18 protein-coding genes and 1 tRNA gene are annotated in these 19,887 nt (G+C 68.0%); 8 read left to right on the top strand and 11 right to left on the bottom strand.

Annotated features, from left to right (window positions below):
• The first annotated feature begins 498 nt into the window (after positions 1-498).
• Positions 499-1,809, top strand: coding sequence for a phosphoribosylamine--glycine ligase (gene purD, locus AC1DR1_RS19480; protein WP_229995211.1), 1,311 nt, complete (start codon positions 499-501; stop codon positions 1,807-1,809).
• Positions 1,810-1,871: 62 nt separating this feature from the next.
• Positions 1,872-2,783, top strand: a complete 912-nt coding sequence (locus AC1DR1_RS19475; RefSeq protein WP_476993127.1) for a phosphoribosylaminoimidazolesuccinocarboxamide synthase — start codon at positions 1,872-1,874, stop codon at positions 2,781-2,783.
• Positions 2,784-2,820: 37 nt separating this feature from the next.
• On the opposite strand, the gene AC1DR1_RS19470 is transcribed toward AC1DR1_RS19475, so the two are convergent.
• Positions 2,821-4,086 (bottom strand): helix-turn-helix domain-containing protein, encoded by a 1,266-nt coding sequence (locus tag AC1DR1_RS19470; RefSeq protein ID WP_476993121.1) that lies wholly within the window; start codon positions 4,084-4,086, stop codon positions 2,821-2,823.
• A 130-nt stretch (positions 4,087-4,216) separates the two neighbouring features.
• Between AC1DR1_RS19470 and AC1DR1_RS19465 the strand changes: the two genes are divergently transcribed.
• The gene (locus AC1DR1_RS19465) at positions 4,217-4,435 is read left to right on the top strand and encodes a hypothetical protein (RefSeq protein WP_018776166.1); all 219 of its coding nucleotides are present in this window, start codon (positions 4,217-4,219) and stop codon (positions 4,433-4,435) included.
• Positions 4,436-4,591: 156 nt separating this feature from the next.
• Here the strand turns inward: AC1DR1_RS19465 and AC1DR1_RS19460 are convergent.
• The 5 genes from AC1DR1_RS19460 to AC1DR1_RS19440 form a co-directional block, all read right to left on the bottom strand.
• Positions 4,592-4,668, bottom strand: a tRNA-Pro gene (locus AC1DR1_RS19460).
• A gap of 140 nt (positions 4,669-4,808) precedes the next feature.
• Positions 4,809-6,734, bottom strand: a complete 1,926-nt coding sequence (locus AC1DR1_RS19455) for an ABC transporter ATP-binding protein (protein WP_229995201.1) — start codon at positions 6,732-6,734, stop codon at positions 4,809-4,811.
• Positions 6,731-8,554, bottom strand: coding sequence for an ABC transporter ATP-binding protein (locus tag AC1DR1_RS19450; protein ID WP_364746372.1), 1,824 nt, complete (start codon positions 8,552-8,554; stop codon positions 6,731-6,733). Before AC1DR1_RS19450 ends, AC1DR1_RS19455 begins: the two co-directional genes overlap by 4 nt.
• Before the next feature lie 436 nt (positions 8,555-8,990).
• A complete protein-coding gene (locus tag AC1DR1_RS19445; protein WP_364746369.1) occupies positions 8,991-9,938 on the bottom strand; it encodes a metallophosphoesterase in 948 nt (315 codons plus the stop codon).
• A gap of 3 nt (positions 9,939-9,941) precedes the next feature.
• Entirely contained in the window at positions 9,942-12,212 is a 2,271-nt protein-coding gene (locus AC1DR1_RS19440) for a transglycosylase domain-containing protein (RefSeq protein ID WP_229995204.1), read from the bottom strand.
• A gap of 37 nt (positions 12,213-12,249) precedes the next feature.
• On the opposite strand from AC1DR1_RS19440, the gene AC1DR1_RS19435 reads away from it, so the two are divergent.
• Genes AC1DR1_RS19435 through AC1DR1_RS19425 form a run of 3 tightly spaced genes read left to right on the top strand, consistent with a single transcriptional unit; the run spans position 12,250 to position 13,926 of the window.
• Positions 12,250-12,405, top strand: a complete 156-nt coding sequence (locus AC1DR1_RS19435) for a DUF4177 domain-containing protein (protein ID WP_009359196.1) — start codon at positions 12,250-12,252, stop codon at positions 12,403-12,405.
• A 2-nt stretch (positions 12,406-12,407) separates the two neighbouring features.
• Positions 12,408-12,998: a RidA family protein gene (locus AC1DR1_RS19430; RefSeq protein WP_229995205.1), complete on the top strand. Its 591-nt coding sequence runs from the start codon at positions 12,408-12,410 to the stop codon at positions 12,996-12,998.
• 16 nt (positions 12,999-13,014) lie between these two features.
• Complete coding sequence (locus tag AC1DR1_RS19425) at positions 13,015-13,926, top strand: NUDIX hydrolase (protein WP_229995206.1); 912 nt, start codon at positions 13,015-13,017, stop codon at positions 13,924-13,926.
• Between the two features lie 248 nt (positions 13,927-14,174).
• On the opposite strand, the gene AC1DR1_RS19420 is transcribed toward AC1DR1_RS19425, so the two are convergent.
• A complete protein-coding gene (locus AC1DR1_RS19420; protein WP_011693220.1) occupies positions 14,175-14,852 on the bottom strand; it encodes a Crp/Fnr family transcriptional regulator in 678 nt (225 codons plus the stop codon).
• Between the two features lie 215 nt (positions 14,853-15,067).
• Here AC1DR1_RS19420 and AC1DR1_RS19415 point away from each other — a divergent pair, with 215 nt between their 5' ends.
• Entirely contained in the window at positions 15,068-16,252 is a 1,185-nt protein-coding gene (locus AC1DR1_RS19415) for a MarP family serine protease (protein WP_364746365.1), read from the top strand.
• Between the two features lie 35 nt (positions 16,253-16,287).
• On the opposite strand, the gene AC1DR1_RS19410 is transcribed toward AC1DR1_RS19415, so the two are convergent.
• Entirely contained in the window at positions 16,288-17,418 is a 1,131-nt protein-coding gene (locus AC1DR1_RS19410; protein ID WP_364746362.1) for a DUF2332 domain-containing protein, read from the bottom strand.
• A 2-nt stretch (positions 17,419-17,420) separates the two neighbouring features.
• On the bottom strand, positions 17,421-17,894 hold the full coding sequence (aroQ, locus tag AC1DR1_RS19405; RefSeq protein WP_229995209.1) for a type II 3-dehydroquinate dehydratase: 474 nt from the start codon (positions 17,892-17,894) through the stop codon (positions 17,421-17,423).
• A 187-nt stretch (positions 17,895-18,081) separates the two neighbouring features.
• On the opposite strand from aroQ, the gene AC1DR1_RS19400 reads away from it, so the two are divergent.
• The gene (locus AC1DR1_RS19400; RefSeq protein WP_364746359.1) at positions 18,082-19,059 is read left to right on the top strand and encodes an SMP-30/gluconolactonase/LRE family protein; all 978 of its coding nucleotides are present in this window, start codon (positions 18,082-18,084) and stop codon (positions 19,057-19,059) included.
• Between the two features lie 29 nt (positions 19,060-19,088).
• Here AC1DR1_RS19400 and AC1DR1_RS19395 read toward each other — a convergent pair whose 3' ends face one another.
• Positions 19,089-19,493 (bottom strand): SRPBCC family protein, encoded by a 405-nt coding sequence (locus tag AC1DR1_RS19395; RefSeq protein ID WP_364746357.1) that lies wholly within the window; start codon positions 19,491-19,493, stop codon positions 19,089-19,091.
• A 1-nt stretch (position 19,494) separates the two neighbouring features.
• Positions 19,495-19,887: AMP-binding enzyme (locus tag AC1DR1_RS19390; RefSeq protein WP_476993120.1), on the bottom strand; the 393-nt coding region annotated here is incomplete at its 5' end.

Below are 19,887 nucleotides of genomic sequence, written 5' to 3'. Positions count from 1 at the left end.
CGGCGGATTGTCTGGCGAGTGGACATACTCCTGGGCCTCAGGGGGACATGCCCAGTGCTGGGACCCAGGCCTGGACATGGTGGCATTGTGTCCATTGGCCGAGGCCTGGACTGGGCATGTCCCGCGGATTGTCCGGCGCCCCGGGCTTGCCCCGCTGCGGACTCAGAGCCACTCTCATGCCTGGTACTTGGGTATGTTCCGCGGCCCAGGGGGGCATGTCCAGTGCTGGTTCCAGGCATGGACATACTCCTGGGTCCCAGAGGGACATGTCCAGTGCTGGGACCCAGGCCTGGACATGCTCATGGGCCCCAGGGGACATGTCCAGTGCTGGTTTCCAGGCATGGACATGGTGGCATTGTGTCCATTGGCCGGGGCCTGGACTGGGCATGTCCCGCGGATTGTCCGGCGCCCGGGCGTGCCGCGCCGCGAAGATTGAGCATGTCCAGCGGCCGACACAGCTTAGGAGCCTGCGGGGTGCACCACGTACCCTTGGAGACTGTGAAGGTACTTGTCATCGGCCCCGGCGGCCGCGAACACGCCATTGTCCGATCCTTGCTTGCCGACCCCAACGTTTCCGAGGTCCACGCGGCCCCGGGCAACGCCGGCATCAGCGCGCTGGTCCCCACATATGCGATCGACGCGAACAATCCCGACGCCGTCGCCGCGCTGGCCGTCAGGCTCACCGTGGATTTGGTGGTGGTCGGCCCGGAGGCGCCCCTCGCCGCCGGTGTCTCCGACGCCGTCCGCGCCGCCGGCATCCCCGTCTTCGGCCCCAGCAAGGCCGCGGCCCAGCTCGAGGCGTCCAAGGCCTTCGCCAAGGAAGTCATGGCCGAGGCCGGCGTGCCCACGGCCATGGCCCGGGTGGCCGGCACCGCCGAGGAAGCCGCCGACGCGCTCGACACGTTCGGCGCCCCCTACGTCGTCAAGGACGACGGGCTCGCCGCCGGCAAGGGCGTCGTCGTCACCAACAACCGCGTCGAGGCTCTCGCGCACGCCCAGAGCTGCTTCGACGCCGGCGGCACCGTGGTGATCGAGGAGTTCCTCGACGGGCCCGAGGTCTCCGTCTTCGTCCTCTGCGACGGCACCAACACCGTGGCCCTGTCTCCGGCGCAGGACTTCAAGCGCATCTTCGACAACGACGAAGGCCCCAACACCGGCGGCATGGGCGCCTACACGCCCCTGGAATGGGCCCCCGAAGGCCTCGTCCAGGAAGTGATCGACCGCGTCGCCCAGCCCACGATCAACCAGATGGCCCACCGCGGCACGCCGTTCGTCGGCGTCCTCTTCGTCGGCCTCGCCCTGACCTCGCGCGGCACGCGGGTCATCGAATTCAACGTCCGGTTCGGCGACCCCGAAACCCAGGCCGTCCTCGCCCGGCTCAAGACGCCCCTCGGCGGGCTGCTGATGGCCGCTGCCAAGGGCGAACTGGACAAGGTCCAGCCGCTGCGCTGGTCCAAGGACACGGCGGTCGCCGTCGTCGTGGCCGCCGAAAACTACCCGGACACCCCGCGGACGGGCGACCGCATCAGGGGCCTGAAGAAGGTCGACGCCCTGGACGGCGTCCACGTGATCCATGCCGGTACCAAGCTCGACGGCGAAGGCAAGGTCGTGTCCGCCGGCGGCCGCGTCCTGGCCGTCGTGGCGCTGGGTACGGACCTCGTGGAGGCCCGGGAACGGGCGTACGACGGAGTCGAACTCGTCCAGCTGGACGGCAGCCAGTTCCGCACCGACATCGGCGGCAAAGCCGCCCGCGGTCAAATCCGCGTCGCGGCACCGGGAACTCCGGCGGCGTCGAAAGCGAAGGCGTGAACGTGACAGAACCCGCAACCCCGACGCCCGGCACCCAGCCCGAGACCCAGCCCAAGGGCGGACTGGACACCGCCACGCTGGACCTGCCCGGCTGGCAGCACGTCTACTCCGGGAAAGTCCGCGACCTCTACGTCCCCGCGGACCCGGCCTTCACCGAACGTTTCGGCCAGGACTGTGTCCTGGTGGTGGCCAGCGACCGCATCAGCGCCTATGACCACGTCCTGGCCAGCGAGATCCCGGACAAGGGCCGCATCCTGACCCAGCTGAGCCTGTGGTGGTTCGAACAGCTCGGCGTCGCCCACCACGTCCTCGCGTCCACGGTCGACGGCGGTGTTCCCGCCGCCGTCGAGGGCCGGGCGATGATCTGCAAGAAACTGGACATGTTCCCGGTCGAATGCATCGCGCGCGGCTACCTCACCGGCTCCGGGCTCCTGGAGTACCGCGAGTCGGGCACCGTGTGCAGCATCCCGCTGCCCGCCGGCCTTGTGGACGGATCGCGCCTGCAGGAAGCCATCTTCACACCCTCGGCGAAGGCCGAGGTGGGCGAGCACGACGAGAACATCACCTACGACGCCGTCGTGGGCCTGGTCGGTGCGGACGTGGCGGCGAATTTGAGCCGGCTGACCCTGGAGATCTACACCAAGGCCGAGGAAATCGCGCGCGGCCGCGGCATCATCCTGGCTGACACCAAGGTGGAATTCGGCCTCGACGCCGCCACCGGCGTCATCACCCTGGGCGATGAGGTGCTGACCCCGGATTCCTCACGCTTCTGGGATGCGGCCACGTACCAGCCCGGGCAGGCACAGCCGTCCTACGACAAGCAGTATGTGCGCGACTGGCTGACCTCGGCCGAATCGGGCTGGGACAAGGCCTCCGACACGCCCCCGCCCGTCCTTCCGGCCGACGTCGTGGCGCGCACGCGCAGCCGCTATGTGGAGGCCTACGAGAAGCTCACCGGCCGGACGTTCGCCTAGCCCGGCCGGACGTTCGCCTGGACCGTCCGGGCCGGGGCTACGCTTCCGCGGAAGCGGCCTGGGCCCGCCGCTGGGCCAGCTTGATCTCAAGCACCGCGTCCAGGGCCTGCTGGACCCGGTCCGAGGCGCCCGCCGCGCTGAACTCCTTCTGGGCTTCCTCGAGGTACACTAGGGCCTCCGCGGATTCCCCGGCGGCCTTGAGGGCCTTGCCCAGCAGCAGGGAGACCTCGCCTGCGGTGTGCCGGGCCAGCGCCTCCCGCTCGGCGTGGATCTCGCGCAGCTTCTGGACGGCGGCCACGATGTCGCCGGTGAGGTAGAGCCAGCGGGCGCGGATGAAGGCGACTTCGAGCTGGTCCGTCTTGTTGCCGCCGACAATCGAGAGGGCCAGTTCGGCGCGCTCGATCGATGACAGCGTCTCGGGTTCGACGATTCCCGAGGAGAGGCGGACGGCGGCGGAGGCCTTGTTGAACCGGGCCCACAGGTCGATGTCATTGGCCGGGGACAGCAGCCGGCCGGCCCGCTCGTGGTATTTGATCCCCTCGGGGTAGTCGTGGCGCATGAAGGCCACGTTGCCGATCACCCAGGCCACTTCGCCGGCGAGCTGGGACATTGAGTGGTCGTCCATCTGGTCGTTCATGGCCTGGCAGTACTCCCAGGCCTCATCGAGCCGGCCGCTCTCGGCCAGGGCGCCGATGAGGGCGCGGAGGGCGCCGATGATCATGGTGGAGCCCTTGGGCAGCTGGGCGCAGAGCCGCACCGCTTCCTGCGCATGCTCGACGGCGGCGGTCAGCTGCCCCTGCCCCTGCGAGGCTGCGGCGAGCATCTGTTGGGCCCGGACGCCGAGCCCGGCCGACTCCGCGGCCATCGGGTGCTCCAGGAGATTCTGGACCACGTCCTTGCACTCCTGCCAGAGGCCCTGCTTGATCAGACACTCGGCCTGCATATAGGTCATGTTCCACCACGCGCTGGTGTTCTTGGCCTCCAGGGCGATCTTGGCGGCGGCGGCGGCGTGGGTGGCGGCCACGGGGTAGTCCCGGAGGTCCCAGGCTTGCCGGGCATACAGTCCCGCGAGCACGTATTCGGCGTCGCTGACGGAAACCGGCTGGCTCCAGGCCTCGAGCGCCTTGGGCGCCAGTTCGAGCCGGCGGGCAAGCTCTTCGATGACATCGGCAGTCGGCTCGCGGCGTCCGGTTTCCAGCAGAGAGATGTAGCTGGGGGAGTACAGGTCACGGCCCAGCTCCGCCTGCGTCAGGCCCCGTTCGAGCCGTTCCGCGCGGAGCTTCTCCCCAAATCCGTTCCCCACGGATACCTCCTAATTCCGGACATTCTTTGTACTAAATGCTTGACAGTCTCTGTGGAAACCATTTTACAATGTGTGTCAACAAGGGTAGTGCTGACTTGGTTAAGGACCCCAACCCATATTGAGGAAACCTATGTTGAAGAAGATTGCAGCCGGCGCCGTCTTGGCGGGCGCACTGGCATTCTCCGCCGCGGCCCCGGCCGTGCTGTCCGCTGCTTCACTTACCGATGTCTCAGACGTTGCCGCCGTCGGCAACTGGCCCGACCCCATGCGCACCGCCCAGGCGGTGGGCAATTGGCCCGACCCCATGACCCACTCGCTGAACGTCGGCAACTGGCCCGATCCGATGTAACAGCCCCGATCTAGCCGTGCAGCCCCGGGAGATTTCTCCCGGGGCTGTGTCGTGTCCGGGCAGCGTCCGCGCCGGGGGGACCGCCCGTGCGGGAGGCGACAAATAGTGCGGAAACGCAAAAGAGGACCCTCCGCGTGGAGGGCCCTCTTTTGTCTGTGGTCGGGATGACAGGATTTGAACCTGCGACCTCGTCGTCCCGAACGACGCGCGCTACCAAGCTGCGCCACATCCCGATCCGCTGCTTCAAAAGCAACTTCACAAGAGTATCCGATCAAGCCCCGGATGCGAAATCGGGCCTGAGGACGACGGCGACGGGACGACGTAGCCTGGCCGCCGTCCCGTCCCGGGTGCGCCCCGGGACGGCAGGAGCTGTTCAGACCAGCGAGTCTTTCCAAGCGCCGTGGAGCCGGGCGAAAGCGCCGCCGTCGCCGATCAGCTGCGCCGGGGTGCCGTCTTCGACGACGCGTCCGTCATGCACCACCAGGACCCGGTCCGCCGTCTCCACGGTGGAGAGCCGGTGGGCAATGATCAGCGCTGTCCGCCCGGAGCCGGCGGCAGCGTCCGGGCCGGAGTCCGCGTCTGCGGCGGGCTGGCCGCCGGTCTCAGACGGTCCGGCCTCCCGTGTCCCGGTATCCCGTGTCCCAGCCTCCCGTGTCCCGCGCAGAAGCCCCGCGAGGCCCTGCTGGACCATGCGCTCCGACGGGATGTCCAGCGAGGACGTTGCCTCGTCCAGGATCAGGACGGCCGGGCGGGCCAGAAAGGCCCGGGCGAAGCTGATCAGCTGGCGCTGTCCGGCGGAGACGCGGCCGCCTCGCTTGTTGACGTCGGTGTCGTAGCCGTCCGGAAGGTCCATGATGAAGGCGTGCGCCCCCACTGCCCGGGCCGCGTCCTCGATCTCCTCGCGCGAGGCTTCGGGCCGGCCCAGGGCGATGTTGTCCGCCACGGACCCGCTGAACAGGAAGGCCTCCTGGGTGACCATGACGACGTGCCGGCGCAGGTCCTCGGTGGTGAGCTGGCGCAAGTCCACGCCGTCGAGGGTCACGGACCCGGCGGAGACGTCGTAGAAGCGGGCAATCAGCTTCGCGAGGGTGGACTTGCCGGCGCCTGTCTGCCCGACCAGCGCGACCGTCTGGCCGGCGGGGATGTGCAGGTCCAGCCGCGGGATGACGACCGGGCCGTCGCCGTAACGGAATTCGACGCCGTCGAAGTCGACACTGCCCCGCGCATGGTCCAGGGCAACGGGTGTCTTCGGCGGCCGCACGGTGGGGACCTCCTCGAGCAGGCCCGAGACCTTTTCCAGGGCCGCCTGGGCGCTCTGGAACGAGTTATAGAACATCGCCATCTGGTCCACCGGCTGGAAGAAACGCTTGGTGGACAGGATCAGGGCCAGGAGCACACCGACCTCGAGGTCGCCGCTGAGGACCCGGAAGCCGCCCGTGAGCAGCACGAGGGCCACGCAGACGTTCCCGATCAGCACCAGCCCGGGCTGGAAGATGCCGTTGAGGTTGATGGAGCGGACGGTCGCGCGCCGGTAGTCCTCCGACAGTTCGGCGTAGCGCGCGGCATTCTCGCGTTCCTTCCGGAACGCCTTCACGGCCCGGATGCCCGTCATGGTCTCCACGAAGTGCACGATCAGCCGGGCGGAGACCACCCGGGATTCGCGGAAGGCGATCTGTGAGTGCTTCTGGTACCAGCGGGCCAGGAAATACATCGGCACACCGGCGGCCAGCACCAGCACCCCGCTGCGCCAGTCCAGGGCGAACACCGTCACGGCCGTAAACGCCATGAACAGCATCCCGGAGGCCAGCGAGCTCACGCCGGAATCCAGGAGTTCGCGCAGGGCCTCCAGGTCCGAGGTCTGCCGGGCGATGATGCGGCCGGAGGTGTATTTCTCGTGGAATTCCAGGCTCAGCCGCTGCGTGTGGCGGAAGACCCGGACGCGGAGGTCCAGCAGCATCGCCTGGCTGAGCCGCGCCGTCGAGGTCACGTACAGGGCCGTCAGGCCGGCCGCCACGACGGCCGCGGCGAGGTAGGCGACGCCGGCGAAGACCAGGGGAAGGTTGTCGCCGGCGCGCACGGCCGGCAGGGCGTGGTCGATCCCGAAGGCTATCAGCGCCGGCCCGGCCACGCGGGCGGCCTGGGACAGGACGACGGCGCCGATGGTCAGCCAGAAACGGGCCCGGACGGGGCGGATCAGGGAGCCCAGAAGGGTCAGGGAGCGCCGCCGTACGGCCTTGCTCTCGTTCCGGCTGAGGTGCGCGTTGTCCTCATTGGCGGTACCGAACGTTGCGCTGCTCATCGGGAAATCTCCTCGGACTGGTCCTCGAGGGCGGACAATTCTGAATCCAGGTCCCGCGGTTCCGCGTCCAGGCTGGCGATCACGTAGCGGTAGTGGCTGTTTTTGGCGAGCAGTTCCGTGTGGGTTCCGACGGCGGCGATCCGGCCGTCCTCGAGCAGGGCCACCCGGTCGGCCAGCGCCACGGTGGAGGGCCGGTGGGCCACGATCAGCGTGGTGGTGTCCGCGAGGACCTGGCGGAGCCTTGCCTCGACGAGCACCTCGGTGTTCACATCCAGTGCCGAGAGCGGGTCGTCCAGGACCAGCACGGCGGGTTTCGCGGCGATGGCGCGGGCCAGGGCAATGCGCTGGCGCTGGCCGCCGGAGAGGCTGAGGCCCTCCTCGCCGATCAGGGTGTCCACCCCGTGCGGCAGCGAATAGGCGAAGTGGGCCTGGGCGACGTCGAGGGCTTCCTCCAGGGCCGCGTCGCGGCCTTCCGCCGACCCGGCGTCGGGCGCGCCGAGCAGGACGTTGTCCCGGACGGAGCTGGAGAACAAGGTGGTGTCTTCGAACGCGACCGCCACCGCGGTGCGCAGGTCCTCCACGCCGAACTCCCGCAGGTCCACGCCGTCGATGGTGATGGAGCCGCCGGTGACGTCGTAGAGGCGGGGGACCAGCTGGAGCAGGGCGCTCTTGCCGCTGCCGGTGATGCCCACGAGGGCCATGGTTTCGCCGGGCCGGATGTCCAGGGTGATGTTCTTGAGGATCGGCTTGTCCGGGGCGTCCTCGAACGCGAACGAGGCGTTGCGGAAGCTGAGGGCACCCTTGAGCCCGGCCGGCCGGCGGGGCTGGTCCGGGCTGGTGATCGTGTTTTGCGCGTCCATGACTTCGAAGTGCCGGTCCACCGCGGACTTCGCGGTGAGGGCCATCGCCAGCAGCATGCCGCAGAACTCGACCGGTGCGGCGACCACTGCGGCGGTGGCGAAGAAGGCCACGAGGGACCCGATGGAGAGCTGGTCCGTGGAGGCCAGCAGGATGCCGACGACGAGGCCGGCGCCGAGGGCGAGTTCGGGCAGGAGGGTCACCACCAGGCTGAAGGTTGCCAGGTGTTTGGCCTTGGCGATCTCCGTCTGCCGGAGTTCCTCGGCCTGTTCGTTGAAGTTCTCCAGCGCTTCGCGGCTGCGGCCGAACGCCTTCAGGACCCGGATGCCGTGGACGGATTCCTCGACCGTCGTGGCGAGGTCCCCGGCCTGGTCCTGGCTGCGGCGCGCCACCTTGCTGAACCGGGTGCGGAAGCGGAACCCGTAGATCATGATCGGCACGGCGGCGGCCAGGAAGATCAGGGCCAGCTGCCAGCTCATGGAGAACATCACCGCGACGCCGATCACCACGGTAAGCGTGGTGACCACCAGCATGATGGCGCCGAAGGCCATCCAGCGGCGCAGGAAGTTCAGGTCCGTCATGGCCCGGGAGAGCAGCTGCCCGGAGCCCCAGCGGTCATGGAAAGAGACCGTGAGGTCCTGAAGGTGCCCGTAGAGGGAGACCCGCATCCGGGTCTCGACGGTGGTGGCCGGATTGATGACGAACTGCCGGCGCAGGGCCACGAGGCCGGCCTCGGCGATGCCCAGGACGAGGATGAGGAGCGAGGCGCCCCAGACGGCGTCCGGGCTGCCGCCCGGCTGCAGGGACTCGTTGACCAGCACGCGCAGCACCTGCGGGATGGCCAGCGCCATGACACTGGCCAGCAGTGCGCAGAGCAGGCCCATGACCAGCCGGGGCAGGATGGGCCTGACGTGCGGGTAGAGACGGCTGATGGAGGTAAAGAATGAACTCTGCTTGGCCATGCCTGCTTCTTAAGACGCCCGTGCATAGATAGCACCGTTGAATGTAGTTTCCTGTAGCAACTACCCTAGGCCATCAAGTGACCGGATTCACACGTTGTTCAGCGCTCCCAGCATCTCGCCCAGTCATTACGATCCGCAATGGGGTCCGGGCGGCGCGCTGACCGCGGGACATGTCCAGTCTTAGGTGCAGCCCCCGTGGGACATGTCCAGTCTTGGGTGCAGCGGGTGGGCATTGTGGGTCCATGCCCAACGCTCGCGGTCTGGGGAGGGCATGTCCCGCGGGCGGCGGCGCGGGCGGAGGGCATGTCCACCCGTGAGGCCGGAGGGCCGGCAGGCCTAGATGCGGCAGGCTTAGGCGCGAGGGGAGGGCATGTCCCGCGGGCGGCGGCGCGGGGCGGGGTGCATGTCCACCCGTGAGGCCGGAAGGCGGGCAGGCTTAGGCGCGGGAGGTCAGCGTGAGCAGGACGGCTTCGGGCCGGCAGGCTATGCGGACCGGGGCGAAGCGGGAGGTGCCGATGCCCCCCGAGACGTTCACCGGCGTCGTACTGCCGTTGCTTTCCCAGGTGTGCAGTCCCCGGGCCCGCCAGGTGGGAAGGTCGCAGTTGGTGACCAGTGCCCCGTATCCCGGGACGCAGATCTGTCCACCGTGGGTATGGCCGGCCAGGAGGAGGTCGGCGCCAGCCTCGGTGAAGTGGTCGAGGACCCGCTGGTAGGGAGCGTGCGCCACGGCGATGCGCAGGTGCGGGTCGGCGTCCCGGCCCTTGGTGCCGCGCGGCCAGCCCGCATACCGTTCCAGGCGCAGGTGGGGATCGTCGACGCCGGAAAAATCGAAGCGGATGCCCTTCAGCACGACGGACTGGCAGCGGTTGGTCAGTTCCACCCAGCCTGACATGCCGAATTCGGAGCGCAGCCGGGGCCAGTCGAGCTTCTCAGGGTCTTTGCGCTGGGCCGAGGGGCCGCGCAAATATGAGGCGGGGTTCTTGACTCGCGGGCCGAAGTAGTCGTTCGAGCCGGGGACAAACACTCCGGGGAACTCCAACAGGGGACGCAGGGCCGCCACGAGGGGGTCAACGCCCTTGGCATGGCTGAGGTTGTCGCCCGTATTCACCACGAGGTCCGGCCTCAACTCCGCCAGGGACGACAGCCACCGCGCCTTCCGGTGCTGGCCCGGCACGAAGTGGATGTCGGAGAGATGCAGGACCCGGAACGGGCCGAAACCCGCAGGCAGTATGGGGAGGGTTTCCTCCCTGAGCACGAACTGGTTCTTCTCCCACAGCCCGTAGCCTGCAGCGGCCGCCCCGGCCGCCGTCCCGATCGCAGCGGTCACGGCAAAGCCGCGTCCGATGCTTCGGACGCGGCTTGCCAGATCATTCCCCCGGGTCATCGGCTACTTCCTGCTGGACTTTGTCGGTGACGGCTTCGGGTCGGCGGACGGTTCCGTGGCCGGCTCGGTGCTTTGCTCCGTCGGGGTGGACGTCCGCGGCGGCGCTTCCGGGGCCGGCGCGTTCAGCAGGTTCGACGGCGGGGCCGGGAACGGATCGGTGCCGTAGGCCGGCGCGACCTGGGCCATGTAGTTCGAGAACTGCGGTCCGGCGATCATGTAACCGTCGATCCCCTTGTAGAACTTGCCGTTGATCGTGACGTTCTGGCCGGCGCGCTGCTGGTTGCCCAGGGGATCGCCAAACCACGTGGCCGTCGCCAGGCCCTTGGTGTAGCCCGCCACCCACGTGGAGCTGTTGGTGTCGTTGGTTCCGGTCTTCGCGGCGATGGGGAAGGTGGTCCGGGTCGAAATCCGGGGCTGGATCAGCGAGCCCGAGCCGCGGTTGAGCACTTCCTGCATGGCGTACGCGACGCCGTGGGCCACCTCGGGCTTGATCGCGTCCCTGCAGTTCGGTGTTTGGGCCGGCAGCTGGGCACCGGTTGCGTCCGTCACCGAATCAATGGCGATCGGCTCGCAGTACTTGCCGTCGTTGGCGAAGGTGGCGAACGCGCTGGCCATGGTCAGCGGCGCCGTCTGGGTGGACCCGATGAGGTTGCCGAGAGTGGTCATTGGCACTTGGGGGTTGGGGTTGTCCGCGCTCGGCAGGCCGCCGTGGATGCCGACGGCATCGACGATCTTCTGGATACCGCAGAGGTCCACCTGGGCCGCAGTGGCGAAAGTGATCGTGTTGATGGAGTTGGCCAGGCCGTCAACGACCGACATGTACTTGTAGTAGCCCTCCTCCGCGTTCTGCAGGTCATGGGTGCCGTTCGTCGCGTCATACCAGCCGACGGTCGGTGCCGGGCAGGTGTTCCGCCACGGGAAGTTCTGGGTATACCGGCGCACGGCGCCGTTGAGCTGCGTGCTCATCGACTTGCCCTCATTGAGCCACTCCGCAAACGTGAAGGGCTTCATGGTGGAGCCGGGCTGGAAGCCGCCGAGGCCATTGAGGTCGTTGCCCTTGGCGTCCTGGCTGTCCACGTTGAAGTTCTGGGTCTGGTCGAACTTGCCCTCGGCCGGGAACCAGACGGTGTTCTGGGCCATGGAGATGATCTTGCCGGAGCCCGGCTGCACGGACACTAGCGAGGCGCCCCACTTGTCAGGGTTCGCGCCGGCTGAAGCGTCAACCTGACCCTGGGCCACGGCCTGGGCGTTCGGGTCCAGCGTGGTCTTGATGGTCAGGCCGCCGCGGAAGATCTTGCGCTCACGCTCGGCGGCGTCGGCACCGTAGGCCGGGTTGTTCAGGAGCAGGTGGAGCACATAGTCGCAGAAATACGGCGCCGTCTGCGAATAGGCACAGCCCTGGCGGGGCTGGGTGACCTTGGTTTCCACCGGCGTTGCGACCGCTGCGTCGTAGTCGGCCTGCTTGATCTTGCCCTGGGTCAGCATTGCGCTGAGCACGAGGTCGCGACGGACCTTGGCGTTCTCCGGATTAGTGATCGGGTCGTAGTACGAGGGGCTGTTCACGACGCCTGCCAGCAGTGCCGCCTGCGCAAGGGTCAGGTCCTTGGCCGTGGTGCTGAAGAAGAACTTGGATGCGGCTTCGATGCCATAGGCGTCCCGGTTGAAGAACACGATGTTCAGGTAGCCCTCGAGGATCTGCTCCTTCGTGAACTTCTTCTCCAGCGCGATGGCCAGCTTCATTTCACGGAGCTTGTCCCCGACCCCCTTGTTGACGCCGTTGAGGAGGACCTCGTCGCCCTTGCCTTCGGCCTCCAGCGAGGAGTTGATGACGTTGTTCACGTACTGCTGGGTAATGGTGGACGCGCCCTGCTTGTTGCCGCGGGCGGTGCTCACCAGGGCGCGCAGGATGCCGGTGGTGTCCACGCCGCCGTGCTCGTAGAAGCGGCTGTCCTCGATGGCGATGATCGCGTCCTTGATGTGCGGGGACATCTGGTCCAGCGACACACGGGTGCGGTTTTCCGCGTAGAGGTTGGCGATCACGCTGCCGTCGGAGGCCAGGATCGTGGTCGACTGGCTCGGCGGATCGACCTTCAACTCTGCGGGAAGGGTGTCAAAGAACTGGATCGAACCGCTCGCCGCGCTGCCCGAAACGGCCGCCGCGGGGACCAGGAGACCCGCCACCAGGACGCCACAAATGGCGCTCACGCCCAGGAAAAGAAAGATCTTTCCGAGGGTGGTGGCCGTGTCAAATAAAGGGTTCTTGCCAGTCGCCATGTTTTCCACTTTACCGGCAACGACTAGGCTTTATGTCATGACCAAATGGGAGTACGCCACGATTCCGCTCATTATCCATGCCACGAAGCAGATCCTGGACCAGTGGGGCGAGGACGGCTGGGAGCTCGTCCAGGTTGTTCCGGGCCCTGACGGAAACGGCCTGGTTGCCTACCTGAAGCGGGAGAAGCAGTAGCCATGAACACCCCCTCAGAAGCCTTTCCGGCCACGCCGGCGGGCGCGGAAAACGTCTCCAAGGACAGCGCCTCCGCAGCGGGCCACGCCGGCAGCACGGGCGCGTCGTCCGCCGTCGAACAGCGCCTGGCCGAGCTGGGCCTGACGCTCCCTGACGTCGCGGCTCCGGTCGCGGCGTATGTTCCGGCCGTCATTTCCGGCAACCACGTCTACACCTCCGGGCAGCTGCCGTTCATCAACGGCAAGCTCGAAGCCACCGGCAAGGTCTCCGCCGGCTCAGCCGGCGCCGCCGACGAGTCCACGGTTTCCCCGGAAGACGCGAAGGCCTACGCTGCCGTCTGCGCCGTCAACGCCCTGGCTGCCGTCAAGAGCGTGATCGGCGACCTCGACCGCATCACGCGGATCGTCAAGGTTGTCGGTTTTGTTTCCTCCGACCCTTCCTTTACCGGCCAGCCCGGCGTTATCAACGGCGCCTCGGAGCTGCTGGGCCAGGTCCTCGGCGACGCCGGCCAGCACGCGCGTTCCGCCGTCGGGGTATCCGTCCTGCCGCTCGACTCGCCCGTCGAAGTCGAACTGATCGCCGAATTCGCCTAGAAGGCCGGTCACTTCGTTGCCTCAGTTAGCACGTCGCCTTTTCGTTCTGCCCCCCGATCTCGAGGGAGCAGCCCGCAGCTGGATTGAACACGGTGAGCGGACGCCCCGCGCGCCCCGCCTGGCGTCCTCGGTGATCCTCCTGCGGGACTCGCCCACCGGCCTGGAAACCTGGCTCGGTTACCGGACCGGGTCCTCCCCGCTCGGTGTCCTCGCCTTCCCCGGCGGATCGCTGGAAGCGTCCGACGACGACGCCGTCGGCTGGCTTGGCCCCTCGCCGCAGCACTGGGCCGAGCACATGGGGACGTCCGACGTCGGGCTGGCGCGCCGCCACGTGGTCGGCGCCATCCGGGAACTGTTTGAGGAGACCGGCATCCTGCTGGCCGGCCCCGACCTGTCCACCACGGTGGAACTGACCTCCAGTGCCGACTGGATGCGCGCCCGCGAAGCCGTGGCGGAGCAGGAGAAGTCCTTCACCGACCTGCTCGCCAAGCGCGGACTCTCGCTGCGCACCGACCTGCTCAAGCCCCTGGTGAACTGGCTCAGCCCCGATTTTGCGCACCGCCGGTTCAACACCCGTTACTTCGCGGCCACCGTGCCCGTGAACCAGCAGCCCTCGCTGCTGGCCAGCAAGGGCGTCTGGGGCCGCTGGGTGTGCGTCCGGAAAGTCGTGGGCGAGCGGGACAGCACCGTGCTTGGCGATGAGGTGGACCAGGAGAACACCGTGGGCCGCACCCTGGGCGAACTCCTGGTGCCCGGCTCGGAGATCATGCTCGAGAAGATGGCCAAGGCCAACGGCTGCATCGCCTACCTCAGCTACAAGCGCAAGGCCCACGTCTACCAGCCGAAGCTCGTCGAGGAAGAGGGCCGGCTCATGCTCGAAGTCGAAGCCGCCAAGACGATTGCCGGCGAACCCCAGCGGGAACGCTAGGTCCCTCCGCACCACTGGACATGCCTTTCCCTGGCCCGGTCCAGTGGACATGTCCCTTCTTGCCGTGTGCCGGCCCGGGACATGCCCTTCCCTGGCCCGGTCCAGCGGACATAGTGGCATTATGTCCAGCCCTCGCCACCGGAGCTGGACATGTCCCGCGGACAAGCAGGCGGACGAAGCCCCGGGGAAAACGACAGAAGGCCGGTCCCGTTCCCGGGGCCGGCCTTCGTGGTTGCTGCTGCGGATTCCTAGCGGGAACGCTGGCGCAGGCGCTGCATGTCAAGAATGACGACGGCGCGCGCTTCCAGGCGCAGCCAGCCGCGCTGCACGAATTCAGCGAGGGCCTTGTTGACCGTTTCGCGGGAGGCGCCGACCAGCTGGGCGAGCTCTTCCTGCGTCAGTTCGTGGGCGACCAGGACGCCGTCGGTCGCCGGGCGGCCGAAGCGGTCGGCCAGATCCAGCAGCGCCTTGGCCACACGGCCCGGCACGTCGGAGAAGACGAGGTCGGAGAGGGAGTCGTTGGTGCGGCGCAGGCGGCGGGCCAGGGCCTGCAGCAGCTGGGCCGAAACCTCGGGGCGGGTGCGCAGCAGCGCGTTGAGGCTCTCGTTCTTCAGGCCGGCCAGACGCGTCTCGGACACGGCGGTTGCCGTGGCCGTTCGCGGGCTGGGGTCGAAAAGCGCCATTTCGCCGAAAAGTTCGCCCGGGCCGAGGATGGCCAGCAGTGATTCGCGGCCGTCCGGTGACGTGCGGCCGAGCTTCACCTTGCCGGAGACGATGAAGTAGAGCTGGTCACCCTGATCGCCTTCCCGGAATACCGAGGCACCGCGTGAAAGGTCCACCTCGGTAAGTTCGTCCGTCAGCAGACGGAACGCCTCGTCGTCGAGCGTGGCGAAAAGGGGTGCGCGGCGCAATACCTCGATATCCATGAAATCTCCTGACTAGCTGTGTCGGCTGGGGCGCTTCAGCCATTCTTTCAGAATTTTGGAGCTTCTGTGACGTAGTTGGCACCGAAACGCCCGAAGGGGCCGAAAGCGCACGACTCGGGAAGTCCGCGCAGATCACTGCGCAGGCTAACGCCCGGTCGGCAAACGTTCAGCTTACACCGGTACAATCGTCGCTGAACTGTCTGTGAGGAGCCCCGGTGTTTGGCTTGACCATTTTGGACCTGGCGTTGGTGGTGGCGCTCTTGTCCTATCTGATCCACGGTCTTCGCAACGGCTTCCTTGTGACGCTCGGAGGCATCGCGGGATTCGCGGCCGGCGCCGTCGCCGCCTTCGTGTCCGTTCCCATCGTCAGCGGCCTTGTGGAGGACAGCGGCTGGCGCCTGACGGCAATCGTTGCCACCGCCGTCCTGCTCATGATCGTGGGGAACGGGCTCGGCACCATGATCGGGCGGCAAATCCGCAGCGTGGTCCCGTTCAGCCCCCTCCGCGCGGCGGACCGCCTCGTCGGCGGAGGCGTAAACGTGGTGGTCTCCGCCCTCGTGATGTCGATGCTGGCGTTCAGCATCGGGGCCCTGGGCGTGCCGTTCGTGTCGCAGCAGCTCGCGGAGTCCAAAGTCATCAGGTTCATCGACGGCGTGACGCCGACGCCGGTCAAGGCATCGATGGCCCAGCTTCGCTCCACCGTGATCGGCGAGGGCATCCCCACCTTGCTGGACGGCTTCGGCCAGGGCCAGCCCGTAGCCGTTCCGGACACCAGCACAGACACGCCGGCGCTGAACAAGGCTGCCGCGTCCGTACTCAAGATCGCCGGAACGGCCTACCAGTGCGGCCAGAACCAGACCGGAACCGGCTTCGTGGTCGCCCCCGGGCGGGTAGTGACGAACGCGCACGTGGTCGCCGGGGTCGACGAGCCGGTGGTGGAGACGCCCGGCGGCCGCGCGCTGCCCGGGCGCGTCGTCTACTTTGACTCCCAGCACGACCTCGCCGTTGTGGCGGTGGACGGCCTGCGCTCGGAACCCCTCGCGCTGGCCGCTGACCTGCCGTCCGGCAGCGCCGCGGCCTTCGCCGGCTATCCGCACGGCGGGCCCTTCCAGTCCAAACCGGCCACGGTACAGGACATCGCTACCGTGCTGGTACCCGACATCTATGGCAATAACGCCTCACCCGAGGACGTGTACCGGATCGCCGGCGACGTGCAGCCGGGCAACTCCGGCGGCCCGCTCCTGACCATGGACGGGCAGGTGGCGGGCGTGGTCTTTGCCAAGGCCACCACCGAGTCCTCGCTCGGTTTTGCGATCACCATGGCTGATCTCGGGCCCGTGGCAGCCCAGGCGCCGGGTCTGGGCAGTGCCGTCTCCTCCGGACAGTGCATCAAGAAATAGCCGGACGGCCCGCACAGGCCATAGCCATACCCAGGCTAAAGCCACTCCAGGCTCTGCCCGTGCGGGCCCGTAATGGCCGCCGGCTGGCCGTCCTGCAGCAGCAGGAACCGGCCGCGGAGCCGGGCGTCATCCATTTCCGGGACCACATTGGACCCGTCCGCCTGCGCAGTCACCGTGTGGCCTTCGTTCGAAAGCCAGTGGCAGCCCCGCTCGGCCGCCAGATCCGCCATGGTGCGCCGGAACCGGGAGCGGCCGCCGGCATCCAGGTACCCCATCACGGCGCTGTGGAAAACCACCAGGGCTGCGTCGGCCGGGGCGCGGCCGGCGAGTGCCACGAGCTGTTCGTTGAGGTCGCCGGCCACCAGTAGCGGCGGCCGTTCCTGGGCGATTGCGATCGCCTGGCGCAGCCGTTCGAGCCGGAACTCCTGCTCCGGCCAGATGAGGGCTTCGAGCCAGGCGACGTCGTCCGGGTTGCGCACGTCCAGGGGGTTGAGATCGATCCCGGCACGCCATGCCACCCGGGGAATTTCCGCCGGCAGCGGCACCGGGCCCGAGGTGACGCAGCGCAGGACAGGAAACGTGCCCGGCGTGGCACCGGCCGGAACCAGCCGCGTCGTTCGTGCTTCCGCGGCCTCCGCCGCGCCGGCGTCCGCGGCGCCCGATTCCGCCGCGTCGGCGTCCGCCCGTGCGCCGACAAACTCGTAGCCATAGCGGTCAGGGAACAAAGCCAGCCCGGCCGAGGCGCCCACCTCGATGAGGGCCAACGGGCGGCCCTCCACGGCCGAAATCTGTGCGAGTGACGGCAGCAGGGCGGCGCAGCGTCCGGCCTCGTTCGTCTGCGTGGACCGCGAGAGCACGATTTCCGAAACCTCGGTCCAGCGATCGTCCAGGAAGGTCCGGAACTCGCGGTAGGGGCTGACCTGCGCGCCGAGGAACCGTGCCGCGGCGAGGATCAGCAGCGGCTGCCGCTTGTTGTGCGGCCACTGGTCGATCCGCCGGATCAGCTCGGCGTCCCCGGAGATCCCCACGGCCCACGCGGCGTAGCACGGGGAAGAACCGGGGGCATCGAATGAGCCGAAGTGCCGGTACCACTGCGCCGTAGCCGAATCCGTAGGCGAATCGGCGGCCGAGTCCCCGGACGCCGCCGCGGACTCCGTGGGGGACATGCTCAGTCCTGGTCCGCGTGCAGTCCGGCGAGGTATTCCACCGCGAAGCGGTAGCCCAGGATCCCGGCGCCGGCGATCACGGCCTTGCTGATGTCTGAAAGGTAGGAATGGTGCCGGAAGGCCTCGCGGGCGTGAACATTGGTGATGTGCACCTCGACCGTCGGCAGGGCAACAGCGGAGATGGCGTCCCGGATGGCGACGGACGTGTGCGTGTAGGCGCCGGCGTTGATCACGATTCCTACCGCCTTCCCGCGCGCGGCGTGGATGGCGTCCACCAGGGCACCCTCGTGGTTGGACTGGAAGCACTCCACGTCCAGGCCGTGTGCCGCGCCGGCGTCTTTGGCGAGCTGTTCGACGTCGGCCAGCGTCGCCGTCCCGTATTTCTCCGGCTCGCGGGTGCCGAGCAAGTTCAAATTGGGTCCGTTGAGTACAAGAATGGTGCCGCGGCCTGCGCCGGCGGGGGTGGCTTCAGTCATGTCTGACAATGTATCGCGTAGCGTCGCCGGCTGCCGCCCCGGCGGCGGAAACGGAACGCAGATGACCGCCCGGAAGCGACCGGCCAGCTCTGGCCCGCACCGGCCCGCCTGCTTAAACTGAAAGGACCATCGTGCGGAGCTCCCGTACTGGTCAGTTCGCGCGGTAAGCCCGATCTCGGAGCACATCATGCGCAACATTCATGCAGGAAAACCAATCCGCCGGGCCGCCGTGGGCATCCTCGCCCTTGCGGCGTTCCTCGTGCCGGCGCCTCTGGCCACCGCCGCCCGAGCGGACCGGGATGACCGGACCTCGGTGATCACACTCCCCGGCGCCACCGGTGCTGAAGGCATCGCCGCAGGGGAGGGCGACACGTTTTTCGCCGGCGACCTGCTCAACGGGAACATCTTCCGGGGAGACATTGACAAAGGCAAGGCAAGACTGTTCATCACGGCGCCGGAGGGCCGGGCAGCGGTCGGCATGAAGGTCGACCGGGACAACGACCTGCTCTTCGTCGCCGGCGGCGAAACCGGCCAGGCCTATGTCTATGACCTGGAGACCAAGAAAACCGTGAGAGTCTACGATCTGGCGCCTGCCGGTGCCAGCTTCATCAATGACGTCACCCTGACCCACGACGGCGCGTGGTTCACCAACTCCCGCGCCGGTGAGCTCTACCGGATCCCGATCAGCCGCGACGGGATACCCGGCGACGCCCGCACCCTGGCGCTCGACGCACCCGCCGGCACGGTGGACGAGGGGTTTAACCTCAACGGCATAGCCGCCGCCAAGAATGGCCACCTGCTGATCGTCGCCCACTTCGGCCGCGGCGCCCTTTACAGCGTGGACCCGGACGACGGATCGAACAGGTTGATCGATGTCACGGACTCCTCCGGGGCCCCGGTCACCGTGACGAACGTGGACGGCTTGGTCGTCCGTGGTAACACCCTCTGGGCCGTGCAGAACTTCCTCAACCAGGTCAGCCGGATCGACCTGAAGGGGTCGCTGCGCAGCGGCGAGGTACAGGAAGTGATCACCAGCAAGAACTTCGATGTCCCGACGACGGCGGCGTTGTTCGGCAATACTCTCGCCCTGGTCAACGCGAAATTCGCCACCCCCGCAGCAAGCAGCTTCGAGGTGGTCCTCGTCGCGGCCCGCTCCCGCGGCTGAGGTACCGGGTCAACCGGCGGGACGAGTCCCTATCCTGTTGCGAGGCGCTCGATCCGCCGCAGCGCCAGGGCGCACACCGGAAGGTAGGCCGGCGCCCACCACGGGACCGTGAAGGTGACGAGGCAGCCGCCGTCCTGCGGAATGACCCGGTGGCCGGTTGCCGGGATCCCGGCCACCGACCAGGACCAGTACCGACCGGCCTCAAACGCTGTCACGGTGTACGGCAGCGCCGCACCCAGGACAGTGCGAACTTTGCCGCGGCTGCAGAACGCAAGCCCTCCGGATCCGGGCCGGGCAGCCGGACCGGGCCGGGCCGCGGCCGGCTCGACGCCGGTGATCGACGGCCCCCAGTCCGGCCACCTGGAGGTGTCGGTGAGCAAGGCCCAGACGTCCTCCGTGGACGCGGCGATCCGGCGCGACACGGAGAAAGTCATTTCACTTTCTCAGCGATTGCGCAATCTGGGCCATGACTGTGTTGTCCGCCAGGGTGGTCGCATCGCCGACCTCGCGGCCTTCCGCGACGTCCTTGAGCAGGCGGCGCATGATCTTCCCGGACCGGGTCTTGGGCAGTTCGGGAACCACAAGGATGGTCTTGGGCTTGGCGATCGGACCGATTTCCTTGCCCACGTGGTTGCGGAGTTCCTGGACGGTGTCGTCGCCGGAGTCCACGGCATCCCCGCGAAGGATCACGAAGGCGACGACGGCCTGGCCGGTGGTCTCGTCCGCGGCTCCGACGACGGCGGCTTCCGCCACCGCGGGGTGGGACACCAGGGCGGACTCGATTTCGGCGGTGGAGAGCCGGTGGCCGGAAATGTTCATCACGTCATC

It is taken from the genome of Arthrobacter sp. P4_F10, from assembly GCF_056401435.1.
Note: the sequence above shows the minus strand (reverse complement) of the source record. Positions and strands in the feature narration are given on the sequence as shown.

Bases quoted from the DNA above. Each gene is read 5' to 3' on its own strand.
- AC1DR1_RS19465 (WP_018776166.1), top strand. From the start codon at position 4,217: ATGTTGAAGAAGATTGCAGCCGGCGCCGTCTTGGCGGGCGCACTGGCA.
- AC1DR1_RS19455 (WP_229995201.1), bottom strand. From the start codon at position 6,734: ATGAGCAGCGCAACGTTCGGTACCGCCAATGAGGACAACGCGCACCTC.
- AC1DR1_RS19450 (WP_364746372.1), bottom strand. From the start codon at position 8,554: ATGGCCAAGCAGAGTTCATTCTTTACCTCCATCAGCCGTCTCTACCCG.
- AC1DR1_RS19445 (WP_364746369.1), bottom strand. From the start codon at position 9,938: ATGACCCGGGGGAATGATCTGGCAAGCCGCGTCCGAAGCATCGGACGC.
- AC1DR1_RS19440 (WP_229995204.1), bottom strand. From the start codon at position 12,212: ATGGCGACTGGCAAGAACCCTTTATTTGACACGGCCACCACCCTCGGA.
- AC1DR1_RS19435 (WP_009359196.1), top strand. From the start codon at position 12,250: ATGACCAAATGGGAGTACGCCACGATTCCGCTCATTATCCATGCCACG.
- AC1DR1_RS19430 (WP_229995205.1), top strand. From the start codon at position 12,408: ATGAACACCCCCTCAGAAGCCTTTCCGGCCACGCCGGCGGGCGCGGAA.
- AC1DR1_RS19420 (WP_011693220.1), bottom strand. From the start codon at position 14,852: ATGGATATCGAGGTATTGCGCCGCGCACCCCTTTTCGCCACGCTCGAC.
- AC1DR1_RS19410 (WP_364746362.1), bottom strand. From the start codon at position 17,418: ATGTCCCCCACGGAGTCCGCGGCGGCGTCCGGGGACTCGGCCGCCGAT.
- aroQ (WP_229995209.1), bottom strand. From the start codon at position 17,894: ATGACTGAAGCCACCCCCGCCGGCGCAGGCCGCGGCACCATTCTTGTA.
- AC1DR1_RS19400 (WP_364746359.1), top strand. From the start codon at position 18,082: ATGCGCAACATTCATGCAGGAAAACCAATCCGCCGGGCCGCCGTGGGC.
- AC1DR1_RS19395 (WP_364746357.1), bottom strand. From the start codon at position 19,493: ATGACTTTCTCCGTGTCGCGCCGGATCGCCGCGTCCACGGAGGACGTC.